Origin of the sequence: Spirosoma terrae, from assembly GCF_010435915.1 — a bacterium.
Lineage (GTDB): Bacteria > Bacteroidota > Bacteroidia > Cytophagales > Spirosomataceae > Spirosoma > Spirosoma terrae.
Genome location: NZ_JAAFZH010000001.1, coordinates 190,370 through 215,251, shown reverse-complemented (window position 1 = coordinate 215,251; position 24,882 = coordinate 190,370). Strand labels below are relative to the sequence as shown.

Here is a 24,882-nt window from a genome sequence, read left to right as displayed (position 1 = left end):
TACAAAAAAAGCCCCAATTGAGTCAATTGGGGCTTTTTATTCATAAGCTATTGATTAAACAGTAGCACGTTTTTTACTGCGAGCATATTGCTCCCGCGATTCAGTAAGCGATTCCAGTTCTTCTTTAGAACCAACAATAGCGCTCTGATAACGGCGGAGACCTGTTCCGGCTGGAACAAGATGTCCAACAATAATATTTTCTTTCAGGCCGTCCAGTGCATCCTGCTTACCACGTATAGAGGCTTCGCTAAGCACTTTTGTCGTTTCCTGGAACGAAGCAGCGGACAAGAAGCTGTCAGTACCCAGTGAAGCCTGCGTAATACCTAGCAGCGTTGGTTGAGAAACGGCAGCCATCGCGTCGCGCACACTTACAAGAGCCATGTCACGGCGTTTCAGGGTAGAGTTCTCATCGCGAAGCTGGCGACTCGTAATAATCTGACCAGGTTTAAAGTTGGCCGAATCACCAGCGTCTGTAACAACCTTAGCATCAAGAACTTTATCGTTTTCCTCACGGAAAAGCCACTTATCGACAACTTGTCCTTCCAGGAAGTTCGTATCGCCAGAGTCAACGATCTCAACTTTCTGCATCATTTGGCGCACGATCGCTTCAATGTGCTTGTCGTTGATTTTAACCCCTTGTAGACGATAAACTTCCTGAATTTCATTTACCAGATACTCCTGAACAGCAGTTGGTCCTTTAATAGCCAGAATGTCGCTCGGTGTAATAGCACCATCAGAAAGTGGAGCACCAGCCCGTACGAAGTCATTGTCCTGTACAAGGATGAACTTCGACAGCGGCACCAGGTATTTTTTCTTCGTACCATCTTTCGACTCAATGAAGATTTCCCGGTTACCACGTTTGATTGTACCATACGTAACAACACCATCGATTTCACTAACAACTGCCGGATTAGATGGGTTACGAGCTTCAAATAATTCCGTTACACGTGGCAGACCACCCGTAATGTCGCGAGTTTTACCAACGTTACGTGGAATTTTGGCTAATGGTTGACCAGCTTTGATAGCCTGTCCTTCTTTTACAACAAGTCGTGAGCCAACTGGTAAGTTATAACCCTTCTCCGTAATTTCTGGTAGCAATGTGCTTACACCGCTTACAACAATAGCTGGGTTTTTAGACTTATCACGAGTCTCAATGATCACCATCTCCTGGAAGCCTGTTTGTTCATCAAACTCTTCCCGATAAGTGATACCGTCCTCAATAGCATCGAACGTTAGTGTACCGGTAAGCTCCGACAGAATAACGGCGTTATACGGATCCCAGGCGCAGATATCGTCGCCTTTTTTCACCATATCGCCATCTTTCACGCGTAGGAATGCTCCGTATGGTACGTTATTGCTAATAAGAACAATGTTACGATCTTCCGGACTAACGATCCGAATTTCGCCCGAACGACCCATTACAACCGTTTGTGCGTTTCCTTCAGCATCTTCCGATTGAACCGTACGCATTTCCTCAAACTCGATCAATCCATCGAATTTGGCTTTAATCGATGCATCTACAGCAATGTTAGAAGCCGTACCACCCACGTGGAAGGTACGAAGCGTAAGCTGTGTACCAGGCTCACCGATGGACTGAGAAGCAATTACCCCTACTGCCTCACCAATATCGACCATCCGGCCTGAAGCCAGGTTACGGCCGTAACATTTAGCACAAACACCCTGGCGAGATTCGCAGGTAAGAACCGAGCGAATTTCAACCGTTTCGATGCTTGTTTCATCAATTTGAGCGGCAACCTCTTCCGTAATTAATTCACCGGCACCAATGATAAGCTCTTTTGAAAGCGGATCATAAATATCGTGAACAGTTGTACGGCCCAGGATACGCTCAGACAGAGGCTCAACGATATCTTCGTTATCTTTCAGAGCAGACACTTGCAGACCGCGAAGCGTACCACAATCGTCTTCACTAATAATAACATCCTGCGCTACGTCGTGCAGACGGCGGGTCAGATAACCAGCGTCAGCCGTTTTCAGAGCGGTATCGGCAAGACCTTTACGAGCACCGTGCGTTGAAATAAAGTACTCCAATACGTCAAGACCTTCTTTGAAGTTCGACAGAATTGGGTTTTCAATGATTTCACCCACTGAGCCTTGCAGGTTTTTCTGAGGCTTGGCCATGAGCCCCCGCATACCACCCAACTGACGAATCTGCTCCCGCGAACCACGCGCTCCCGAGTGCATCATCATATAAATCGAGTTGAAACCGCCTTGGTCTGCCTCCAGCTGTTTCATCAGCGTTTCGGTCAAACGAGAGTTTACACGAGTCCAGATATCAATAACCTGGTTGTAACGCTCATTTTCCGTAATCAGACCCATCAGGTAGTTATCCCAAACGCTCTGTACTTCAGCTTTTGCCTCTTCAACGAGTCCCTGTTTAGCTTCAGGAATCATTACGTCGCTCAAACCAATTGACAGACCGCCTTTGAATGCCATCTGGAAGCCTAGTTCTTTGATATCATCAAGGAACTGCGCCGTGCGCGCGCCACCCGAGATTTTGAAGATCAACGCAATAATTTGTTGCAGTTTTTTCTTCGTCAAAAGCTCGTTGATGTAACCAACTTCTTCTGGTACAGCCTGGTTAAACAACAACCGACCAGCAACCGTATCGATTACTTTGTAGACAAGCTCACCGCTCTCGTCACGTAACTTAACTCGGCATTTAATATTCGCATGCTTGGAGATCTTGCCTTCATTGATAGCAATAATAACCTCTTCAGCACCGTAGAAGGTCATACCTTCACCCAGAATTGGGTATTCTGGTGTGTTCTTACGTCCTTTTGTTACGTAGTATAGGCCCAATACCATGTCCTGCGATGGTACCGTGATAGGTGCGCCATTGGCAGGGTTCAGAATATTGTGCGATGCAAGCATCAATAACGATGCTTCCAAAATAGCCTCCTGACCCAGCGGTACGTGTACAGCCATTTGGTCACCATCAAAGTCAGCGTTGAACGCTGTACAAACGAGTGGGTGTAGCTGAATAGCTTTACCTTCAATCAGTTTTGGCTGGAACGCCTGGATACCCAGACGGTGAAGCGTTGGAGCCCGGTTCAACAGTACAGGGTGACCCTTCAATACGTTCTCCAGAATATCCCAGATAACAGGATCTTTCCGGTCAACGATTTTTTTCGCCGACTTAACTGTCTTAACGATGCCGCGCTCGATAAGCTTACGGATAACAAACGGTTTGAATAACTCAGCCGCCATATCCTTCGGCAAACCACACTCATGCAGTTTTAACTCAGGACCTACTACAATAACCGAACGACCTGAATAGTCGACGCGCTTACCAAGCAAATTCTGACGGAAACGCCCCTGCTTACCTTTCAGCATATCAGATAGCGATTTCAGAGCGCGGTTACCTTCTGAACGAACAGCGTTTACTTTCCGAGAGTTATCGAAGAGCGAGTCGACTGCTTCCTGTAGCATCCGCTTTTCATTACGCAGAATTACTTCAGGTGCCTTGATTTCGATCAGGCGTTTCAGACGGTTGTTCCGGATGATAACCCGACGATATAAATCGTTCAAATCAGACGTAGCAAACCGACCACCATCCAGAGGGACAAGCGGACGTAGTTCAGGTGGAATTACCGGAACCATTTTGATAACCATCCATTCTGGACGGTTTTCAATCCGACCGTTAGCCTCACGGAACGCTTCAACAACTTTCAGACGCTTTAAAGCTTCCGCTTTACGCTGTTGCGATGTATCAGTAGCTGCTGAGTGACGTAACGAATACGACAGCTCGTCCAAATCCAAACGCGATAACAACATCTCTAATGCTTCAGCCCCCATCTTAGCGATGAATTTATTTGGGTCTTTATCGTCGAGGTGTTGGTTCGTGCTCGGCAGTTTATCAATAATATCAAGATATTCGTCTTCTGTTAAGAAGTCGAGTTGGTTAACGCCGTCTTCAGCTTTCACACCAGGTTGAACAACTACGTAACGTTCGTAGTAGATAACCTGATCCAATTTTTTAGTTGAAAGACCTAACAGATAACCTATTTTGTTTGGTAAGCTGCGGAAGTACCAGATATGCGCAACGGGCACCACCAGTTCGATGTGGCCCATGCGTTCACGGCGAACTTTCTTCTCCGTTACTTCAACACCACAGCGGTCACAGATAATGCCTTTGTAACGAATCCGTTTGTATTTACCACAGTGACATTCCCAGTCCTTAACTGGCCCGAAGATGCGCTCGCAGAACAAGCCACCCATTTCAGGCTTATAAGTCCGGTAGTTGATCGTCTCCGGCTGTGTTACCTCGCCGTAGGAACTCTCCAAAATAGACTCCGGCGATGCCAGGCTGATGGTCACGCTCTGGAAGTCGCTATTGAGTTTCTTGTTCTTTTTGAACGACATTGGTTGGAGATTATAGTTTTTAAAACGTTGTCATTGTGGCCATTATAATCGTTTATAGGCATATATTACCTGAGTAACTGATGACTATAAACGACTACAATGACACTAAATGACTAATTCTACTCTAATGTAATTTCAAGGGCCAAACCACGTAGTTCGTGGACAAGTACGTTAAATGACTCTGGAATATTCGGCTTCGGTAAGTTTTCACCTTTTACGATTGCCTCATATGCTTTCGCACGACCTACTACGTCATCTGATTTAACGGTCAGAATTTCTTGTAGGATATTCGATGCGCCAAAAGCCTCCAGTGCCCATACTTCCATTTCACCAAACCGCTGCCCACCGAACTGTGCCTTACCACCCAGCGGTTGCTGAGTAATAAGCGAGTACGGTCCAATCGAACGAGCGTGCATTTTGTCGTCTACAAGGTGACCAAGTTTCAGCATGTAAATAATACCTACTGTAACGGGTTGATCGAATCGCTCCCCGGTCAAACCATTGTATAAATACGTCCGGCCAAATGATGGAAGTCCGGCGGCATCTAATTCATCAGCAACTTGTTGCTCAGTAGCCCCATCAAAGATTGGTGTTGCATACTTCCGATTTAGCTTCTGACCTGCCCATGCCAACACTGTTTCGTAAATCTGACCAAGGTTCATCCGAGAAGGTACACCTAATGGGTTCAGAACGATATCCACTGGTGTTCCATCTTCCAGGAACGGCATATCTTCATCACGCACAATCCGGGCTACAACCCCTTTGTTACCGTGACGACCAGCCATTTTATCCCCTACTTTCAGTTTACGCTTCTTAGCGATATAAACTTTGGCAAGCTTCACAATACCTGCTGGCAGCTCGTCGCCTACTTCAAGAGTAAAGCGCTCGCGTTTGAAACGGCCTGTGATTTCGCTCCGACGGTTGTTGTAGTTTTTCACTAGCGCTACAACCATTTGGTTTAACTTATCATCGTCCGTCCAGCCATCAAGATTAAGATCAATCAGCAAGTTAGCTTCTTCGGGAACAGCATAACCACTTTCATCGCGATAAGCATTCTTGTCAGGGAATAAGTTATCGGTAATATTCTTACGATTAAACTTGACACCCTTACTCACAATTTCGTCACCGAATTTGTGTTTAACTCCCGCGCTGGTTTTACCGTCCAGCAACTCCACTGTTTTTTCAATCATACGAGCACGGAAGTCATTCAACTCACGGCTGTATTTTTTCATTAGTGCTTTGACCTCGTCTTTATGCTTACCTCGCTCTTCTTTAGCAGGACGAGCAAAAAGCTTCGTATCAATGACAACCCCTTTCAAGGATGGTGGTGCCTTTTTCGAAGCATCCTTTACATCACCAGCCTTATCGCCGAAGATAGCACGAAGGAGTTTTTCCTCTGGCGTCGGATCGCTTTCACCCTTAGGTGTAATTTTGCCGATCAGGATATCGCCTTCTTTTACCTCAGTACCTACGCGAACGATACCATTTTCATCGAGATTACGAACGGTTTCTTCTGATACGTTCGGGATTTCAGAAGTTAATTCCTCTTCACCACGCTTCGTATCACGGACTTCCAGTTCAAACTCTTCAATGTGAATTGAGGTGAAAATATCTTCACGAACAACACGCTCAGATATTACAATAGCATCCTCAAAGTTGTAGCCCTGCCATGGCATGAAAGCAACTTTCATGTTACGTCCAAGAGCCAATTCACCAGCCTGAGTCGCATACCCTTCACACAATACGTCTCCTTTTTTCACCTGCTGTCCTTTCAGAACAGTCGGTTTCAAGTTGATGCATGTATCCTGGTTAGTCCGACGGAATTTAATCAGATTGTATGTCTTCCGGTCATCATCAAAAGAAACGGCCAGTTGATCATCATCTAATTCGTATCTGACAACGATTTTTGTTGAATCAACGAATTCAATAACACCGTCTGCTTCAGCAATAACCAATGTCCGAGAATCAACAGCAACGCGTCCTTCCAAACCTGTACCCACAATCGGGGCTTCTGGACGAAGAAGTGGCACCGCTTGACGCTGCATGTTCGATCCCATCAGGGCACGGTTAGCATCGTCATGCTCAAGGAACGGAATCATGGAGGCCGCTACCGATACAATCTGATTCGGAGCAATATCCATAAACGTTACGTTCGTAGGCTCAGCCATTGGGAAATCACCTTCAAAGCGAGCTTTTAGGCGATCCACATGGAAGTTACCCTTGTCATCAACACCAGCATTTGCCTGCGCGATATAATGGGTATCTTCTTCTTCTGCAGTTAAGTACTGAACAGGCTTGTCCATCGACACTTTACCGTTTTCGATAATACGGTATGGTGTTTCGATGAAGCCCATGCTATTGATCTTAGCATATACGCACAATGACGAGATCAGCCCGATATTAGGTCCTTCAGGCGTCTCAATAGTACACAGACGCCCGTAGTGCGTATAGTGTACGTCACGTACTTCAAAACCTGCCCGTTCACGGGAAAGACCTCCAGGTCCCAGTGCTGACATACGACGTTTGTGCGTCACTTCAGCTAACGGGTTGGTTTGGTCCATAAACTGCGACAGCTGGTTAGTTCCGAAGAAGGAATTAATAACTGACGATAGAGTACGGGCGTTAATGAGGTCAACTGGTTTGAAGTCCTCGTTATCCCGAACGTTCATCCGTTCTTTAATCGTTCTAGCCATACGGGCCAGACCAACACCAAACTGAGCATATAATTGTTCACCTACAGTCCGTACACGACGGTTGCTCAAGTGGTCAATATCATCAACAACAGCCTTCGAGTTAATCAGACCGATCAGGTATTTAACGATAGAAACAATATCTTCCGTCGTTAAAACTTTCATGTCTGATGAAATATCCAGACCGAGTTTTTTATTAATACGGTAACGGCCTACATCTCCTAGATCATACCGCTTGTCTGAGAAGAACAAGCTTTGGATAATTTCGCGAGCAGTTTGCTCATCAGGAGCATCAGCGTTCCGAAGCTGGCGATAGATTTGCTCAACAGCCTCTTTTTCTGAGTTCGAGCTATCTTTTTGCAGCGTATTATAAATGATATTATAGTCGGCCATGTTCATATCCTCCTTATGCAGGATGACAGACTTTTGACCAGAATCCATAATTACATCAATATCATCAGCTGAAATTGCAGAATCACGCTCTAGCAATACTTCATTGCGGCTGATAGAAACAACTTCACCAGTGTCTTCATCCACAAAGTCCTCCGTCCAGGTACGTAATACACGAGCCGCTAACCGACGGCCAATGGCTTTTTTGAGGTTAGCTGGTGTTGCTGGTACTTCTTCAGACAGACCAAATAAATCCAGAATATCCTTATCGGAACCAAAGCCGATAGCACGTAATAACGTAGTAACCGGGAATTTCTTTTTCCGGTCAATGTAAGCATACATTACGTTATTAACGTCCGTCGAGAACTCAATCCATGATCCTTTGAATGGAATGATCCGAGCTGAATATAATTTTGTACCGTTTGTATGCTTGCTCATTGAGAAGAATACACCCGGCGAACGGTGCAATTGGGAAACAATCACCCGTTCTGCTCCGTTAATGACAAACGAGCCTTTCTCGGTCATATACGGAATATTTCCTAAGAAAACTTCCTGCTCAATTGTCTCGAAATCCTCGTTATCAGGATCATTATTTGACAGCCGCAGTTTGGCCTTCAAAGGAACAGAATATGTTAATCCCCGATCAATTGATTCATCAACTGAATATTTAGGAGGATCAACAGAATAGTCAATAAACTCCAGTTTGAAGTTTTCACGAGAGTCCGAAATAGGAAAATTCTCCTGAAACACTTTAAACAGCCCCTCTTCTGAACGCTGGTTAGAAGGTGTATCAAGCTGGAAAAAATCTTTGAAGGATTTTACTTGAATATCCAGAAAGTCTGGATACCCAATCACTGGCTGAATCGTCGCAAAATTTTTGCGCGTACTGTTTTTCGCGTTTGTAGCCAAGATTGTGCTTCGTTTAGTTGCGTAACCGATTCTATATGAGTGCGTTACAATTTCCTTTAGCGCACCCGAATTAAGCGGCTATTCAGACCCCAGGCGTCACCCAACCCAAGGGGCGTGAATAGACAACGTAAGGCAATAAAAATAAGTTTGTCTTTTACAAGCGTTTAGACAAAAAAGTCTCCAAACAGGAAAAGACCAGACGTTGGTCTGGCCTCCCCTGCCTGGAGCGATATACTAATAAGAGAGTGCTTACTTCACTTCTACTTCAGCACCAGCTTCTTCAAGTTGCTTACGCAGTGATTCAGCTTCGTCTTTGGCAACACCTTCTTTTACTGGTTTTGGAGCGCCATCAACTAATTCTTTCGCTTCTTTCAGGCCTAGACCTGTAAGATCTTTAACTAGTTTCACGACAGCCAGCTTACCAGCACCAGGTGCTTTCAGGATTACGTCGAACGAAGTTTTCTCAGCAGCAGCTGGAGCAGCATCACCACCACCTGCAGCACCACCAGCTACCATTACGGGAGCCGCAGCAGCTGGCTCAATTCCGTACTCATCCTTCAGGATAGCAGCCAGTTCGTTAACTTCTTTAACCGTCAGGCTTACAAGCTGCTCAGCGAACGCTTTCAAATCTGCCATTGTAGTATTCTTAATTTGATTGTTATACGATGTTGAAAATAAGATGTCGGAAAATTAAGCTGCTTCCTCGCGCTCCGACAACGTTTTGAGGATACCGGCCAATTTGTTGCCACCACCTTGCAATGCCGAGATGACATTTTTCGCAGGTGATTGCAGCAGACCGATGATTTCGCCGATCAACTCTTCTTTGCTCTTTAGCTTAATGAGCGTTTCAAGTTGGTCAGCACCAATAAATAGGCTATAATCAATAGACGCAGCCTTTAACTGCAGCTTGTCATTCGTTTTACGAAACTCTTTGATAAGCTGCGCTGGCGCTTTTTGGTTCTCTGGATGAAACATCACCGCAGATTGACCATGTAGCACCGTCTCGTTGAACGGCGTATAATCCGTATCTAAGGTTTCGAGTGCTTTTTTGATGAAAGAATTTTTCACCACTTTGTACTCGATTCCCCGCTCAAAACACATCCGACGGAGATTGTTGGTTTCAGCAACCGTTAGGCCATTGGCTTCCGTGATGTAGAAGAAGGGAATGTTCTGAAACTTTTCAGTTAATTCCTCAATAATTACTCCTTTTTCCTCGCGTTTCATGGCTTAAACTCCGGCTACAGTTCCTTTATCAATCTTTACGCCCGGACTCATCGTACTCGACAAGTTGATCGTTTTCACGTAGGTTCCTTTAGCCGAAGAAGGCTTCAGTTTCAGCAGCGTGCTGATAATTTCCTGCGCGTTTTCAGCCAGCTTCTCTGGCGTAAACGATACTTTACCAATGCTTGTGTGAATAGCACCTTGTTTATCGACTTTAAAGTCGATTTTACCTGCTTTCACCTCACGAACGGCTTTACCCACTTCAGGAGTTACTGTTCCTGATTTTGGGTTCGGCATCAAACCACGTGGACCAAGTACTTTACCCAGACGACCAACTTTGGCCATTACGTTCGGCATCGTGATAATCACATCAACGTCCGTCCAGCCTTGTTCAATTTTCTGAATATAGTCATCAAGCCCCACGTAATCAGCACCAGCCTCTTTCGCTTCGTTTTCTTTATCCGGAGTGCAAAGCACCAGAACGCGAACCGTTTTACCCGTACCATGTGGTAACGTAGCAACGCCACGAACCATCTGGTCGGCTTTACGCGGATCAACGCCTAACCGGACGTCAATATCCACAGAAGCGTCGAATTTGGTATACGAAATCTCCTTCAGAATAGAAGCTGCTTGTTCCAGCGTATATTCTTTAGAAGCATCGTATTTCGACTGAGCTTCTTTTTGTTTTTTCGTTAACTTAGCCATTTCTGTATTTGCCTGAGCAAGTCTATTAGTTCTGGAATGGCGATGCGCCTGTCACCGTAATTCCCATACTGCGAGCCGTACCGGCTACCTGCTTCATCGCTGACTCAACCGTGAAAGCGTTCAAATCAGGCATTTTCGTCTCAGCGATTGTCCGGACTTGATCCCACGTTACAGAGCCAACTTTGTTGCGGTTTGGTTGAGCAGAGCCACCTTTCAGTTTCGCTGCTTCCATCAGCAGAATTGGTGCTGGCGGAGTTTTGATGACGAAATCAAAGGACTTATCCTTATAGTACGTAATCAAAACTGGCAATACCATACCCATTTTGTCCTGCGTACGGCCATTGAACTGCTTGCAGAATTCCATGATATTTAAACCCTTGGAACCAAGCGCTGGACCGATCGGAGGTGAGGGGTTAGCTTGCCCGCCTTTGACTTGCAGCTTTACATAGCCACCTACTTCTTTTGCCATCGTTTAAAAAATTTTACGACCGCGTGGGCGGCCCCCGTTACTAGTTGGTTTCCAATTGACTCGTCACATAGCCAATCCGCACACCGTTCATAACAAATCAACTGGTTTTAGCTGGTCGCCCTCAGAGGGAAGCATAGGACGCCAAACTACAGAAAGCTGGAATAATTAGCTTTCTTTTTCTACTTGTGCGTAACTGAGTTCTACCGGAGTACTCCGGCCAAATATTTTTACAACGACGTTCAGTTTCTTCCGGTCGTCAAATACTTCTTCTACTGTGCCGATGAAACCACCGAATGGTCCATCAACAACCTTAACGTTCTCTCCTTTTAGATAAGCAACTGTTGGTGTGGCTACCTCTTGTGCTTCTTCCTCAATCCGCCCTAACATTCGGTTAACTTCCGATTGACGTAATGGAACGGGAATTTTGGTGGTTGAGCCTGCTTGTGAATTTCCTAAAAAGCCTAAAACTCCTGGCATATTTAAGATTAAATCAAGTGCACGGTTATTGCTCAGATCAGCCGAAATCATAATATATCCAGGATAAAACGACTTCTCACGAACCCGTTTCTTTCCATTACGCATTTCATACACCTTTTCAGAAGGTATAAGCACTTGCGGGATAATTTCGTCTAACTTTTGCCGGATAATTTCGTTATCGAGGTATGATTTGATTTTCTTTTCCTGTCCCGAAACAGCCCGTATAACGTACCACTGTATGCCGCTCATATCGTTTAGAGTTTAAAAGTTTATCCGTTGCAGATCCTAGTTTTTGATACAGAATCCTGAAGCACGTCAAAACTTAAAACACTACTATTTTAGAATGACTGATAGAAGGCGTTCAGGCCGTTCTCAAACACTAAATCAATTAACCCGACCAGCAGCGCAAAAATCAGCGACGCCACCAGAACTAATGTAGAGCTGGATTGCAAATCGCTGAATTTAGGCCAAGTCACGTTATGCTGAACTTCCTCCCATGAGGCTTTCAGAAACGAGAGAAACTTGTCCATTATATATAAGGATTGGCACGGGTGGAGAGATTCGAACTCCCATCAACGGTTTTGGAGACCGCTATTCTACCCTTGAACTACACCCGTGTAAATAATTATGTAAAATTCCGACAGCGCACCTCTGAAACGGACTGCAAAAGTACGAAATAATAGTAAAAAAACAAGTGCACCTCTGTAAAGAAATGCACTTGTTTTCAATTACTATCTTAGTCCAGGATTTCGGTTACCTGACCAGCACCTACGGTACGTCCACCTTCGCGGATAGCGAAACGAAGACCTTTTTCCATAGCGATTTTGTTGATCAGCGTTACTTCAATCGTGATGTTATCACCTGGCATTACCATCTCAACGTTAGCAGGAAGAATGATTTCTCCTGTTACGTCTGTGGTACGGAAGTAGAACTGTGGACGGTACTTATTGAAGAATGGGGTGTGACGACCACCTTCTTCTTTTGATAGTACATAAACCTCAGCTTTAAACTTTACGTGTGGAGTTACAGAACCAGGTTTGCAAATAACCATACCACGACGGATATCGGTTTTTTCAATACCACGGAGCAGAAGACCTACGTTATCACCGGCTTCACCACGGTCCAGAATTTTCCGGAACATTTCAACACCAGTTACAACTGACTTCAGGTTTTCAGCACCCATACCCAGGATTTCAACTGGCTCACCAGAGTTGATAATTCCACGCTCAATACGACCCGTAGCAACTGTACCACGACCAGTGATCGAGAATACGTCCTCTACTGGCATCAGGAATGGAAGATCCGTCTGACGAGGAGGTAGTGGGATGAAGCTGTCAACAGCATCCATCAGTTCTTCAATCGTAGCAACCCATTTAGCATCACCGTTCAGACCACCAAGAGCTGAACCTTGAATAACTGGGATGTTATCGCCGTCGAAGTTATAGAAGCTCAATAGTTCGCGGATTTCCATTTCTACGAGTTCGAGCAACTCTGGATCATCCACCATGTCCACTTTGTTCATGAACACAACGAGCTGAGGAACACCTACCTGACGAGCAAGCAGAATGTGCTCACGAGTCTGAGGCATTGGGCCGTCCGTTGCAGCTACCACGAGGATAGCACCGTCCATTTGAGCAGCACCCGTTACCATGTTTTTCACATAGTCAGCGTGGCCCGGGCAGTCAACGTGCGCATAGTGGCGGTTAGCCGTAGCGTACTCAACGTGCGATGTATTGATGGTGATACCACGCTCTTTTTCTTCTGGAGCGTTGTCAATCGAGGAGAAGTCCCGAATTGCGGCCAGACCCTTTTCGGCCAGCACTTTCGTAATGGCAGCCGTCAGCGTCGTTTTACCGTGGTCAACGTGACCAATCGTACCGATGTTTACGTGCGGTTTCGAGCGGTCAAAATTCTCTTTTGCCATGTTTTTAAAACGCTATTATGAACTGTTTTTGTTATTGGGTGAACTCGCTGAACGTCAATTAAGCCAGACGACATCACCCATTTGGGTCTGACACCGTTTTGGCTTGAAACCGCACGGGCGGCCCCGTTTAAAAAAAGACTTCATAGTGAAGTCTTGAGCCGTTACGGGGACTTGAACCCCGGACCTCTTCCTTACCAAGGAAGTGCTCTACCGCTGAGCTATAACGGCAAAAAATCTTTACATGGAGCTTATAGTTCCCAGCATGTTCATTGTGTTGAATGAATTAACCGAAAACTATAAACTTACTAGAGCGGAAGACGGGTCTCGAACCCGCAACCTATAGCTTGGAAGGCTATCGCTCTACCAATTGAGCTACTTCCGCAAAAAAAATTCCAGTCAACAAGTTTTATGCTAACAGTTAGACAACTAGACTAAACTGCATTAACTGATTCGCCAAAACTTAAAAACTGAAAACTATTTTGGTGGGGAGTGGAGGATTCGAACCTCCGAAGGCGTACGCCAGCAGATTTACAGTCTGATCCATTTGGCCACTCTGGAAACTCCCCAAAAAAACACTTTTAAAGAACATTCCCGTCCCCGTTTCGGGTTTGGAGTTGCAAAATTACACGGTTTTATCTTGTTGTCAACACATAGACAAAAAATAATTTAGTAACTCAGCCAAATAGTTGAAAAAACATGCGCTCAAAACGCTTCTAGGCCCTACAAACCCTATTTCGAACTGAATTTGTTAAACCTAATTTTTCATCATTGGTAGCCTCAACACTGTCTATTGGCTAGCTCCTCATTAATCCGGCGAGTCTTTCTGTCTATTGTAAGCTTTCGTATTGTGGTTACTAAATGATTCCGAAACAACTTTTGTGTGCATCACTCTACTCTAAAAATTACGTTTACTCGACTAAAGTTGTTAACTGTTTCCCATCAGGGTAAATTATATCTGTAATGCGCCATCGCCCACTAACTTGTAATAGGTCAACTTTCAACTCTACCGGATTACCGTTCTGTTGAAATGTTACGTATACAATGGCTCTTGTATCACCAACGGCGGCTGGCTCAACCCAGATTTTCTTGACGGCTTCATCCGAAGCGTTAAATAGTAAGTTAATTTTCGCTCTATTTATTTTACCAGTGCCTCTTTGAGCATCATTCCAGATAAGATCAGCCGTTGGTTTCGCGAAAAACTGGTCAATTAATGATCGATCTTTTTTCTCGCGAAGAGGATTCTCTTTTACATTATGCTCAAAATACAACGCACGTACTAGACGGTCAGCAGCTGACCGGGGGGCGTCTGGTCCTGGCCGTTTAGTTAGGCTTGAGGCACTGTCCTGCTGAATAGCTGCTCCTGTCTTCTCATTCCCGGCCTCTTGGTGGGATTTAGTCTGGCAGGAAAAGGTAAGTGTTAACAAAAACAATACTGATCGAGATATGTGCATACAAGACAAATTAATATGTGACTAGTCCTATTTTGCCATCAATATAAAAAATTGGACAGTTTAACGTAACAATTCAGTTCCTGTTAAGCTGTCCAATTTTTCAATCCTTATCCTATTTACCAAACTTTAATACGTTGCTCCTTGGGTTTATAGAGCGGGTCTCCTGGCTGAATACTGAAGGCTTGATACCAAGCGTCAATATTTGATAATGGCCCGTTCACTCGATACATATCCGGTGCGTGTGGATCGGTTAAGATACGCTGCGCTGTTGATTCAGGTAATTGATTGCTACGCCAAATTTGCGCCCATGACAAAAAGAAGCGTTGATCGGGCGTAAATCCATCAATTTTTGTTTTCGATTTGCCCTGTGCCGTTTTTTTGAATGCATCGTAAGCAATAGCGAGTCCGCCCAGATCGGCCAGATTCTCACCTAATGTAAGTTGCCCATTAACTTTTATAGAATCCAGCACCTTGAAGCCAAAAAACTGGTCGCGCACTTTATTGGCTCGTTCTTTAAAATTTGAAGCATCATCTTTTGTCCACCAATCACGTAGCGTACCATCAGCATCATATTGACGCCCCGAATCATCGAAGCCATGTGTCATCTCATGACCAATTACGGCACCGATACCACCGTAGTTAACAGCGTCATCGGCGTCAAAGTCAAAGAATGGGAACTGGAGAATAGCAGCCGGAAACGAAATGTCGTTGTTGATAGGACTATAAGATGCATTGACTGTTGGTGGCGTCATCCCCCATTCGGTTCGATCGACGGGTCTTCCTAATCGGCTAAGAATATGATTGTATTGCCATTTACTGGCCGACTTTACGTTGCCGTAGAAATCATTCCGGGCTATTACAACTCCTTCATACGTTTTCCATTTATCGGGATAGCCAATCTTACGTTTAAAAGCAACCAATTTTGTCAATGCTTTTTTCTTAGTTTCCTCACTCATCCAGTCCAGATTTTTGATGTGCTCTTTAAACGAGGACTCCAGATTGTCGACAAGTGTCAGCATTCGCTGTTTAGCTTCCGGCTTGAAATAAGTCTGTACGTATAGTTGGCCAAGCAAATCACTGAGCGTACCGTCAATCAGGCTACTTACCCGTTGCCAACGCGGAGTTTGTTCTTTCTGCCCCGTCAACACTTTGGTGAACGCAAAATTCTGAGCCACAAAAGCATCACTTAAGTATGGAGCTGCCCCTTTAATTATGTTCCACCGAAGATAGGTTTGAAGATCTTCCAGCGGAGTAGCAGTGATCAGGCTATCGAGAGAATGAAAAAAGGCTGGACTTTGCACCAGAACTGTATCTTGACCTTTGGCGCCATATTTTGTTAACTGGTCGGCCCAATTGAGCTCGGGCGTTAACCGATTGAAAGCGGCAATACTAAGTTTATTATACGTTTTATACGGGTCACGCATGTCTACTCGGGGCATCTGAGCGCGTGCCAAAGCGGTTTCGATACGCATAATCACATCCGCATCCTGCGAGGCCTGAGTTGGCTCTTCGCCAATTAGTGCAAACATTTTGAGCAGATGATCACTATAGGCAGTACGTATTGACTGGCTACGAGCATCGCTTTTCAGATAATAATCCCGATCCGGCAACGTAGTGCCCCCCTGCGCAAATTGTGGCAAATATTTATTGACATTCTTACGATCAGGCGTAACACCAAAGCCAAACAGCATGCCATTGCCCTGCGTCCGCTGATACGCTAGTTCATCAAAGAAAGCGGCCTTATTATTTACTTTGTCGATACGGGCTAAGTCGGGCTTGATTGGATCGAAACCTCTTTTTTCCAGCGTAAGACTATCCATACCGCTTACGTAGTAATCGCCAACCATCTGGTATAATCGGCCTCTGGTAGTTGTTTTAGAAGCCTCTTCCAGCAATGTTTTCATGGCATCAAGGCTCTTTTCCCGGAGTTCATTGAAACTTCCCCAGGAGGTTTTAGACGCTGGAATTGGGTTGGACCGTATCCAGTTCCCATTAGCATACTGATAAAAATTGGTCCCTGGCTTTACTGATAGATCCATATTCTGGGGATCAATAAATTTCCGGGGGGGAGCAACTACTCTTTTATCTTTTGCGGGCGGGTATGAAGCAAACCAGGTTGTTGATGCATTACCAGTCATTGACGTTACTGACATAACAGCCAACGACAGGAAAAACAGTTGCTTATTCATGCAGTCTTGTTGATTTGGGTTAGTAAAGACTACAAAAGTACATGAGAAACGGCTATTCTTGTTGCTATAAAAGCCGTTCGGCGGTTAGTCTAACTCTTGAGAAAGCTAGACCAACCGCCGAACGACTTTACTATTTATAGCCTTATTTGCCAGCTAATGAAGATTGATACGCCTTGGCGTACGTACTAGCTTTGTATTGGTCGAAGGGTTCTTTCTGATGATAATTGTTACCGAAATACGTAATGATTTGATGGAACGTACGCGGCTCTAAATAACCGGGTATTGGCTGAATCAACTGAAATTTTTCGTCCAAAAAGACAGTGGTTGGATAACTCATTTGATTTCTTAGGAGCGCGGCCGCTAATTCATGTACTCCCCGACTTCCTGCACTGACGAATTTAAATGTTTCCTTGCCAAGCTTAATATCCTTCCGTTGCTCCGCATTCAGACGAACAGCATAGTAGTTTTCATTAACATAATCGACGATGGCTTCCTTAGAAAACGTCTCTCTATCCATCACTTTGCACCATCCACACCAGTCGGTGTAGACATCAACCACAAACTTCTTCGGCTTTTTTTGCGTCAGCGCATAAGCTTCTTCGATGGTCAACCATTTTATGTGCTTTGCTTCGGTTTTGGGAGAACTGGTAGGTTCACCTGGCAAAGTTGTCCGGAATGCGCTAATGGTAAGTATCAGAAAAGCGCCGAAAAAGAGAAATAAACGGTTCATAGTCTGTTGGATCGTAAAGCAGTTTTTTATGATAACGCCTTTACGTACTAAAAATTAGTTTAATACCTCATTTTATTACGTTCATGGGCTGGTGGCAAGTGGTTATAAAGGCTTGATTGCCCGTAGAATATCCCGTTTATGAGGTGGGCCCGGATGCTTTTCAACAACCAGACCAGCTGCTCTCATATTCCGCTGCACATAGCTTTTAGAACAGTACGTCGTCAGTCTACCATTTGGCAGCAATAAGTCTGCCATTTGCTGAAACAATTCGGGTTCCCAAAGCTCCGGTTGGGCAGTAGGCGCAAATGCATCGTAATAGATTAAATGGAAGCGTTCGTCTGTATGTAGTTCCTGTAGATGTCCTTCCAGCTTAGTCAATGTAAAATGCGGAGTAATTTGACTAGACTGATTCCAGGCTGCGGTATGGATCGCGTTAAGATAGTTTGTACCTAACAACTCATCATAATTTAATTGCTGGGCATCTTCTAAGTCCATAGGAAAAGCCTCAATGGCTGTATAAACGATCGAGCGTCGATGCTTTTCCGCTTCTCGTGCCGTCAGCAAAGCATTAAGGCCTGTGCCTAGCCCCATTTCAAAAATATGCAACGTATCGTTGGGGAACGTATCAAAGGCATTCCATAGCCCTAATTCAATAAAAACACGCTGCGATTCCTGATAAGCCCCGTGGATAGAATGATACGTTTTATCGAGTGCCTGATTCACTGCCGTGTGTGAACCATCACCGGTAATCATTAAGCGCACATCTGCTTTCATACACTATTGATTTTTGGGCTATTTTTGCGATCCCAAAACATATATATTTCACTAATGATCCAACGCGTTCAGACGATATTTTTGTTTCTTATTGTTGTAGCCATGGGCGTTGCTTTATCAACCCCAATCTGGGAGAAAGCTGGCCTTAAATCTCCTGAGATGGCCCATTTAACCGCCATTCAATACAGCCAGCAGCAAGGCATTACTAATTACGTAACATCGGTTTGGTATCTTGGGCTTCTATTAGCTTTAGTAGGCCTATCGTCGCTGTACGCCATTTTCCAGTATCGTAATCGGCTAACCCAGACCGCTTTGTGCGCCGTTAATGCGCTGATGTTAACAGCTATAATGGGTATTATCCTGTATAATACTCTGTACAAAGGCAAAGAATATGGCAATCCGGCCGACCAGGGCGAATTTCAATTAGGGTTTTACGCTATTATTGGCGCTCTGATTTGTAATGCCCTGGCTAACCGTTTTATCCGTCGGGACGAAAAATTGGTAAAAGATTCTGATCGACTGCGCTAATAATCCCGATCTACAAAACAAGCCCTGGTTGATTCATTATGAACCAGGGCTTATTTTTTTATAGTCTCTGGGAGCTGGCAAGCTCTTTTTTTCTCATCCATTTATCAAGAAAAAGATAGATAACAACAGACGATACGGTTCCTACCATAGAGCCTACATACGTATCTTCAACAAAGTGCTGAAACAAATACACGCGAGAATAGGCAGTCAAAATACCCAGAAAGAAGAAAAACCACCCTCGTTCTTTTCGTGCATCCAGAAAAGCCAGCAAACCGAATACAGCAAAAGCAGACGTAGTGTGACCGGAAGGAAAGCTATTATAACTGTGAATATCCAGCCCTTTAATAATATGAAACTCAAACGTTGAGTGCTCAAAAAATTTCAGCGGTCGGGGTGAGTTGGGGAAAATAATAGTTTTCAGAAACAAAGATACTAACGAAGAAAGAGCAAAACTGGCAAAAGCAACAAAGCCAACCCGACGATTGTAGATCAGGAGTATGACGCAGATCACGACAAAAAATGCGCCATCGCCCATATACGTAACATAGGTAAAAAATACATCCGCTATCGGACTGTTACGCACGTTTACCCACTGCATTAACTGTTCCTGTGTATACAGTAATTGCAGTATACCCATCACAACCAACGCCAGGCCGTACGGCAAAAAGAAAAAACGATTCTTCTTCAGAAACTCAAGTAACATCAGAAACAGATTGGAGAATTAATTTGTAGACGTATTATTGGCCTTTTCGACGGTAATGCCTACACTCAATATATTCAATAGAGGGTCCTGCCGCATATACTGCTTGATTTGCATGGTATATTTTCCCGGCTTTGGAAACCGATAATCGCGTTTCATTAAAAATTTATGGTCGAAAATATCGCCCAGCCCATCGCCATTGGGTTTGCCGGTTTTAGGATCCATCAGAATTAATTCATCCAATCGGGATTCAATTTCTTTGCCATTAGCGTCACGCAAATAGCGGGTCAGATACAAATTGTAGTACCCATAAGACAGGCTATTTCGTAGGTTGTAGTATATGTTATAAGGAACGCTCGCATCGTCTATCTCAAACGTAAACGAAGGAGCGTTTTTTATGTACCACTTTCCATCGTCAATATCAGCATATTCCTTATACACTGCGTTTGTGTCGCAACTGAATACAAGCATTGCGCTGATTAACACTACAATAAATGATCTCATCTTTACTTGAATAAACCGCAAAGCTACAATACCCTGCCTGGCTTTTCAAACGACAAAAACTAGAAAAGCCGCTTGCAAACTAGAAAAATAGTTATAAGTTTGTTTCATGGAAAAGTTAACGGCTAAGGAAGAAGAAGTGATGCAAGTGCTCTGGAAGCTGGAGCAGGCTTACGTAAAAGATATGGTGCCTCAGTTTACAGATCCTCCTCTACATTACAATACCGTGTCAACGATTGTTCGGAATCTGGAGGAGAAGGGTTATGTGGGGCACCGCGCTTATGGGAATACCCATGAATATTATCCAATCATCACTAAGGAAGCCTACCAGAACAGATTTGTGCTTAAACGGGTCGTTACTGATTACTTTGATAACTCATATAAAAATTTAGTAAGCTACTTTGCCCAGAACGAAAAGATTTCGGCAGATGAGCTTCGTGAAATTCTGGCAATGATCGAAAAAAAGAAATAGCGGATGGAAACGCTACGTTACGTTCTGCTGGCTAATGGACTGCTCGCCGTGGTAGGTATTAGCTATTTTATTTTACTACGTCGGGAGACTTTTTTCAGAGCGAATCGCGTCGCGCTTTGGCTCGGTGTAACAGCAGCATTAACCATGCCTCTGTTAAAACTTCCCGATTGGCGACCGCAGCCAGTCAGAAATGTAATGCAGCGAACAGCAGCGGTGATTGTACCCAACGTGCTTCCTGCTCCACAACTTATACGCCCCGAAATCACGATCACCTTCCCAAACAAGCGTACGTATCGTGCCTTTCACACTGCGGTTCCACAACGGCTTGTCTGGTCCTGGCAATCGGGACTAATTTTGGTTTATCTACTGGGTGTTGTCCTACTGTTCATCCGATTGTCGATTCAGCTATTTTCGCTACGTAGTGTTATTCGTCACTCTACCCAGGAAGCATATGACGACTTTATTTTAGCCAACAATAATCAGGTACGCGCTCCTTTTTCATTCTTTAACTGGGTTGTTTTAAATACGAACCTATTCGGGCCAGAAGAGCTGGATCAGATTCTCCGACATGAGCGTGTTCATGTAGGAGAACGGCATAGTTTCGATATTTTAGGCGCCGAGTTACTTTGTATTGTTTTCTGGATTAATCCGGCGGTTTATTTACTCCGATCATTGGTTCGGCAAATGATCGAATTCAGTACCGACAGTGCCGTATTGTCCGAAGGTGTTGACACTTATACGTACCAGTATAGCCTGATTACGCTAAGTCAATCGGCTCACTACCCTTCTTTTATCTCTTCCTTTAGTGGACCTACTTTACGCCAACGGATTGCGATGATTAATCGGCCGCGATCTAACTCGATGATGCGGAGCAAATATACAATTTGGGGGTTACTGGTGGTAATGATGGCGTTAGGCTGCCGGCATAATTATGATACATATAATGACTCCCAATCGCCTAACTCATTACCTGCTACTAACGCATCACGCACCTTAGTAAATACGTTAAATAGCCAACACATCTGGCGTACAGATATGCTTTTAATAAATGACGAGCTCACTACAAAAGCATTTAGTACTGACCCAATTATTTTGCACCTGGAGAATAATCGTTTTGCTGTATCAGATGATTATAAGTATGGAATGGATGTTTACATTAATAGTAAACCAGCTTCTGTAAGCATCCTGGAAAAGCTCTCGCCAGATTTTGTAGAGGAGTTAGTTGTTCTTCATCAATGGGATGATGCTGATAAAGTAGATCCGAATCTAAAACCCTATCAGGTTATTATACAGATGAGCCCTAAACCAATTCCATTCGATCAGAAGAGAGAAGACTTTTTCACCTTGCTCAAAGCCGCGGCTATCACCCAGCATCCAAGAGGAGAAACGTATTCATTTACGATGAACCAACTATTGGAAGCTACCTTTTTCCATAACAAAAATGCCTTGGTAGAACGGACAAAGAACGAGCATTTGAAAGTCTATGATGACTTTAAACATTCCGTTGACATATTCATTAATGGGATTCCGGCCACGGCCGATGCCGTTGAAACCATTCATGTACGTGAAGTAGCCCGTGTTCATACCAAAGAAAGACCCTATACAGACTGGTTTCATTCAAGTACTAATAACTCACGCTTTGAGCTTCATATTCAAACGGCCCCTGAACGGGCCAAGCGCGATAGTAGTTACTACGTATTTAGTCCCTTTTATTCCGGCGATTTTTAGCAATAACAAATAAACCCAGCCGAGTAGCTGGGTTTATTTGTTATTAAGATTTACCGTTAGAAGCCGGTTTCGACGGCTTATCGGTTCCTCCTTTTGGCTTTTTCTTTTTCTTTTTGGCGCTACTACGTGTTGCATATTTAGCATCGAGCTTCTGAAGATCGCTATTGAGGGCTGCCACGGGCACAGGCTCTTTTTCTCCAATGGGTGTCAATACATCAAATGACTCTGGAATAATGCCATTTTTATTCAATTCAGCTATTTCCAGAACCCGAGGTATTGGCAATGGATGCCACGTACTTTCGGCCCCATAGCCAAACCACATGAGCTTACGGAAAATATCTGTTTTCTGCAGATAAGCTCTTCCTTTTTGTGTCTCGAGAGGTTTGTCGATTGTGGGAATATCTCGCAGCGCGTCTACATAGGTATCCAACTCATAGTTGAGACAACACTTTAGACGACCACATTGGCCCGATAATTTCGCTGGATTCAGCGATAGATTCTGGTAACGAGCCGCAGATGTTGCAATATTTTTGAAATCAGTAAGCCAGGTAGAGCAGCACAATTCTCGCCCACAGGAACCTATTCCGCCTAAACGGCCCGCTTCCTGACGCAGACTAATCTGCCGCATTTCGATACGTGCCTTAAACTCACTGGCGAGCATTTTAATCAGCTCTCTAAAATCGACGCGTTCTTCGGAAGAATAATAAAAGGTAGCCTTTGTATTATCTGATTGAAATTCAACGTCAGATAATTTCATATTCAACTTTAGTTCGCGAATGATCTCGCGCGATCGATAGAGCGCTGGCAAATCCCGCAAAATGGCCTGATCGTGTCGTTCAAGGTCTTTAGGCGTAGCAATTCGATGAATAACTTTAGTATCATCGTTGATTTTAACACCCCGCTTTTTGACTTGTAGACGTACTAATTCGCCTTGTAGTGAAACAGCGCCTATGTGATAACCTGACTGCATTTCGACCACTACGTAGTCGCCGGTTGTTAAATCCAGTTGATGAACGTTACGATAATAATCTTTGCGCCCCCCTTTAAACTTTACTTCAACAACATCGTATTGTTTCACTCCTGGCATGGCTATATCGCTCAACCAGTCGAACGTATTCAATTTATTGCATCCTCCTGTAGCGCACCCTCCGCTTCCGCATCCGACTGTAGCTGTTTTTTGCCCATCAGTTGCTCCCTGCCGAGTCCCGCAACCACCAGTTGCACAGGATTTACATGACATAATTCATCCAGTTTTAAGTTTTACTGGGCGTCAGATGATTTTCAGTTTACGATTCAGAGTTCTTTCTATCACTGAAAAGACAATACGCCGTTTGTAAACTGAAAACCTAGTCCGAATATCGGATCAAATCCAGTCCGATATCTTTCCGATAGTGTTTACCATCGAACTGAACCATCCGGGCTGCTTCCTGCGACTTTCGCACGGCATTTTCCAGCGAATTTGCCTGAGCCGTCAGGGCCAGCACTCGCCCACCATTGGTTACGACCTGACCATCCTTGGCCAACGTTCCAGCATGAAATACTGTTACGTCTTCTAAACGCTCCAGATCAGAAATGATTTTACCTTTTTCGTATGCTTCAGGATAACCTCCTGCCACAATCACAGTTGTAACAGCTGTTTGAGGAGATACCTGCACCGAAATTTTATCCAATTCACCGGTAGCTGTTGCCAGCATCAATTCCGCAAAATCGGTTTGGATACGAGGTAACACAACTTCCGTTTCTGGATCACCCATCCGGGCATTGTATTCTATAACGTAGGGCTCTCCGTTTACTTTCATCAATCCGATAAAAATAAACCCTTTATATTGGATACCCTCTTTCTGAAGTCCCTCCAGTGTTGGCTTGACTACTTTATCTTCAACCTTACGCAGGAAGGATTCATTCGCAAAAACAACCGGAGAAACGGCTCCCATTCCCCCCGTATTTAACCCTTTATCGCCTTCGTTGATCCGCTTATAATCTTTGGCTTCGGGAAGAATTTTGTAGTTCACCCCATCACTCAGAACAAAAACAGATAACTCAATTCCGCGCAGAAATTGTTCAACAACAACTTTGCTACCAGCAGCCCCAAATTTCTGACCATCCAGCATATCGTGCATGGTCTGCCGCGCATCGGCAATTGTTTCCGCTATGATCACTCCTTTGCCAGCCGCCAGACCATCTGCTTTCAAGACAACCGGCAATGAATGATTATCAAGATAAGCTAATCCCTCACTCAGGCTATCTGCCGTGAAGGTTTGTGATGCTGCCGTTGGAATTCCGTACCGCATCATAAACTGCTTTGAGAAGTCTTTACTGCCTTCTAGCTGAGCGCCTGTTGCATCGGGACCAACGATTTTCAGATCGGCCAAATCAGGCTGGCTCTGAAAAAAATTAACTACACCATTCACTAAAGGTTCCTCCGGCCCAACGATCAAAAGATCTATTTTCTTTGTACGAACAGCTTCTGCAATAGCGGGGAAATCATTGTAGCCAATCGGCAAATTAGTTGCAACCTGCGCAGTCCCTGCATTTCCTGGTGCAACAAACAACGTATCACACAGTGGGCTCTGAGCTATTTTCCACGCAAAAGCATGCTCACGCCCACCCGATCCTAATATTAGTATGTTCATTCAAGTTT

Annotated in this window: 20 protein-coding genes and 4 tRNA genes; 3 read left to right on the top strand and 21 right to left on the bottom strand. The window is 44.4% G+C overall.

Annotated features, from left to right (window positions below):
• Positions 1–54: 54 nt before the first annotated feature.
• The 17 genes from rpoC to mnmD all read right to left on the bottom strand — a co-directional run bounded on the left by rpoC (position 55) and on the right by mnmD (position 18,312).
• Complete coding sequence (gene rpoC, locus GK108_RS00885; RefSeq protein WP_163941389.1) at positions 55–4,383, bottom strand: DNA-directed RNA polymerase subunit beta'; 4,329 nt, start codon at positions 4,381–4,383, stop codon at positions 55–57.
• A gap of 119 nt (positions 4,384–4,502) precedes the next feature.
• Complete coding sequence (gene rpoB, locus GK108_RS00880; protein WP_163941386.1) at positions 4,503–8,372, bottom strand: DNA-directed RNA polymerase subunit beta; 3,870 nt, start codon at positions 8,370–8,372, stop codon at positions 4,503–4,505.
• Between the two features lie 249 nt (positions 8,373–8,621).
• Complete coding sequence (gene rplL / locus GK108_RS00875) at positions 8,622–9,008, bottom strand: 50S ribosomal protein L7/L12 (protein WP_163941382.1); 387 nt, start codon at positions 9,006–9,008, stop codon at positions 8,622–8,624.
• Between the two features lie 54 nt (positions 9,009–9,062).
• Positions 9,063–9,596: a 50S ribosomal protein L10 gene (rplJ, locus tag GK108_RS00870; protein WP_163941378.1), complete on the bottom strand. Its 534-nt coding sequence runs from the start codon at positions 9,594–9,596 to the stop codon at positions 9,063–9,065.
• A 3-nt stretch (positions 9,597–9,599) separates the two neighbouring features.
• A complete protein-coding gene (rplA, locus tag GK108_RS00865; protein ID WP_163941375.1) occupies positions 9,600–10,298 on the bottom strand; it encodes a 50S ribosomal protein L1 in 699 nt (232 codons plus the stop codon).
• A 25-nt stretch (positions 10,299–10,323) separates the two neighbouring features.
• Positions 10,324–10,767, bottom strand: a complete 444-nt coding sequence (gene rplK / locus GK108_RS00860) for a 50S ribosomal protein L11 (RefSeq protein ID WP_163941371.1) — start codon at positions 10,765–10,767, stop codon at positions 10,324–10,326.
• A gap of 165 nt (positions 10,768–10,932) precedes the next feature.
• Positions 10,933–11,493 carry a transcription termination/antitermination protein NusG gene (gene nusG / locus GK108_RS00855; protein WP_163941369.1) on the bottom strand — a complete coding sequence of 187 codons (561 nt, stop codon included), beginning with the start codon at positions 11,491–11,493 and terminating at the stop codon, positions 10,933–10,935.
• Positions 11,494–11,582: 89 nt separating this feature from the next.
• Positions 11,583–11,774 (bottom strand): preprotein translocase subunit SecE, encoded by a 192-nt coding sequence (secE, locus tag GK108_RS00850; RefSeq protein WP_163941365.1) that lies wholly within the window; start codon positions 11,772–11,774, stop codon positions 11,583–11,585.
• A gap of 13 nt (positions 11,775–11,787) precedes the next feature.
• Positions 11,788–11,861: transfer RNA gene (locus GK108_RS00845), tRNA-Trp, on the bottom strand.
• A gap of 119 nt (positions 11,862–11,980) precedes the next feature.
• Positions 11,981–13,168, bottom strand: coding sequence for an elongation factor Tu (gene tuf, locus GK108_RS00840; protein WP_163941363.1), 1,188 nt, complete (start codon positions 13,166–13,168; stop codon positions 11,981–11,983).
• 156 nt (positions 13,169–13,324) lie between these two features.
• Positions 13,325–13,396 (bottom strand) — tRNA-Thr (locus GK108_RS00835).
• 81 nt (positions 13,397–13,477) lie between these two features.
• Positions 13,478–13,550, bottom strand: a tRNA-Gly gene (locus GK108_RS00830).
• A 98-nt stretch (positions 13,551–13,648) separates the two neighbouring features.
• Positions 13,649–13,734, bottom strand: a tRNA-Tyr gene (locus GK108_RS00825).
• A gap of 342 nt (positions 13,735–14,076) precedes the next feature.
• Positions 14,077–14,592, bottom strand: coding sequence for a hypothetical protein (locus GK108_RS00820; RefSeq protein WP_246224605.1), 516 nt, complete (start codon positions 14,590–14,592; stop codon positions 14,077–14,079).
• Positions 14,593–14,735: 143 nt separating this feature from the next.
• The gene (locus GK108_RS00815) at positions 14,736–16,658 is read right to left on the bottom strand and encodes a M13 family metallopeptidase (protein ID WP_246224664.1); all 1,923 of its coding nucleotides are present in this window, start codon (positions 16,656–16,658) and stop codon (positions 14,736–14,738) included.
• Between the two features lie 292 nt (positions 16,659–16,950).
• Positions 16,951–17,538 (bottom strand): thioredoxin family protein, encoded by a 588-nt coding sequence (locus GK108_RS00810; protein ID WP_163941357.1) that lies wholly within the window; start codon positions 17,536–17,538, stop codon positions 16,951–16,953.
• A gap of 102 nt (positions 17,539–17,640) precedes the next feature.
• On the bottom strand, positions 17,641–18,312 hold the full coding sequence (gene mnmD, locus GK108_RS00805) for a tRNA (5-methylaminomethyl-2-thiouridine)(34)-methyltransferase MnmD (RefSeq protein ID WP_163941354.1): 672 nt from the start codon (positions 18,310–18,312) through the stop codon (positions 17,641–17,643).
• Positions 18,313–18,366: 54 nt separating this feature from the next.
• Here mnmD and GK108_RS00800 point away from each other — a divergent pair, with 54 nt between their 5' ends.
• Positions 18,367–18,840, top strand: a complete 474-nt coding sequence (locus tag GK108_RS00800; protein ID WP_163941352.1) for a DUF4293 domain-containing protein — start codon at positions 18,367–18,369, stop codon at positions 18,838–18,840.
• 58 nt (positions 18,841–18,898) lie between these two features.
• Here the strand turns inward: GK108_RS00800 and GK108_RS00795 are convergent, their stop codons facing one another.
• Both GK108_RS00795 and GK108_RS00790 read right to left on the bottom strand, forming a co-directional pair.
• The gene (locus GK108_RS00795; protein ID WP_163941349.1) at positions 18,899–19,543 is read right to left on the bottom strand and encodes a phosphatase PAP2 family protein; all 645 of its coding nucleotides are present in this window, start codon (positions 19,541–19,543) and stop codon (positions 18,899–18,901) included.
• A gap of 18 nt (positions 19,544–19,561) precedes the next feature.
• Entirely contained in the window at positions 19,562–20,044 is a 483-nt protein-coding gene (locus tag GK108_RS00790; protein ID WP_163941346.1) for a gliding motility lipoprotein GldH, read from the bottom strand.
• A gap of 106 nt (positions 20,045–20,150) precedes the next feature.
• Between GK108_RS00790 and GK108_RS00785 the strand changes: the two genes are divergently transcribed.
• Both GK108_RS00785 and GK108_RS00780 read left to right on the top strand, forming a co-directional pair.
• Positions 20,151–20,513: a BlaI/MecI/CopY family transcriptional regulator gene (locus GK108_RS00785; protein WP_163941343.1), complete on the top strand. Its 363-nt coding sequence runs from the start codon at positions 20,151–20,153 to the stop codon at positions 20,511–20,513.
• A gap of 3 nt (positions 20,514–20,516) precedes the next feature.
• Positions 20,517–22,241 (top strand): M56 family metallopeptidase, encoded by a 1,725-nt coding sequence (locus GK108_RS00780; RefSeq protein WP_163941340.1) that lies wholly within the window; start codon positions 20,517–20,519, stop codon positions 22,239–22,241.
• Between the two features lie 43 nt (positions 22,242–22,284).
• On the opposite strand, the gene GK108_RS00775 is transcribed toward GK108_RS00780, so the two are convergent.
• Together GK108_RS00775 and purD are read right to left on the bottom strand one after the other, a co-directional pair.
• Positions 22,285–23,481, bottom strand: coding sequence for a PSP1 domain-containing protein (locus GK108_RS00775; protein ID WP_246224603.1), 1,197 nt, complete (start codon positions 23,479–23,481; stop codon positions 22,285–22,287).
• Between the two features lie 106 nt (positions 23,482–23,587).
• Positions 23,588–24,874 (bottom strand): phosphoribosylamine--glycine ligase, encoded by a 1,287-nt coding sequence (purD, locus tag GK108_RS00770; RefSeq protein ID WP_163941338.1) that lies wholly within the window; start codon positions 24,872–24,874, stop codon positions 23,588–23,590.
• Positions 24,875–24,882 lie beyond the last annotated feature (8 nt).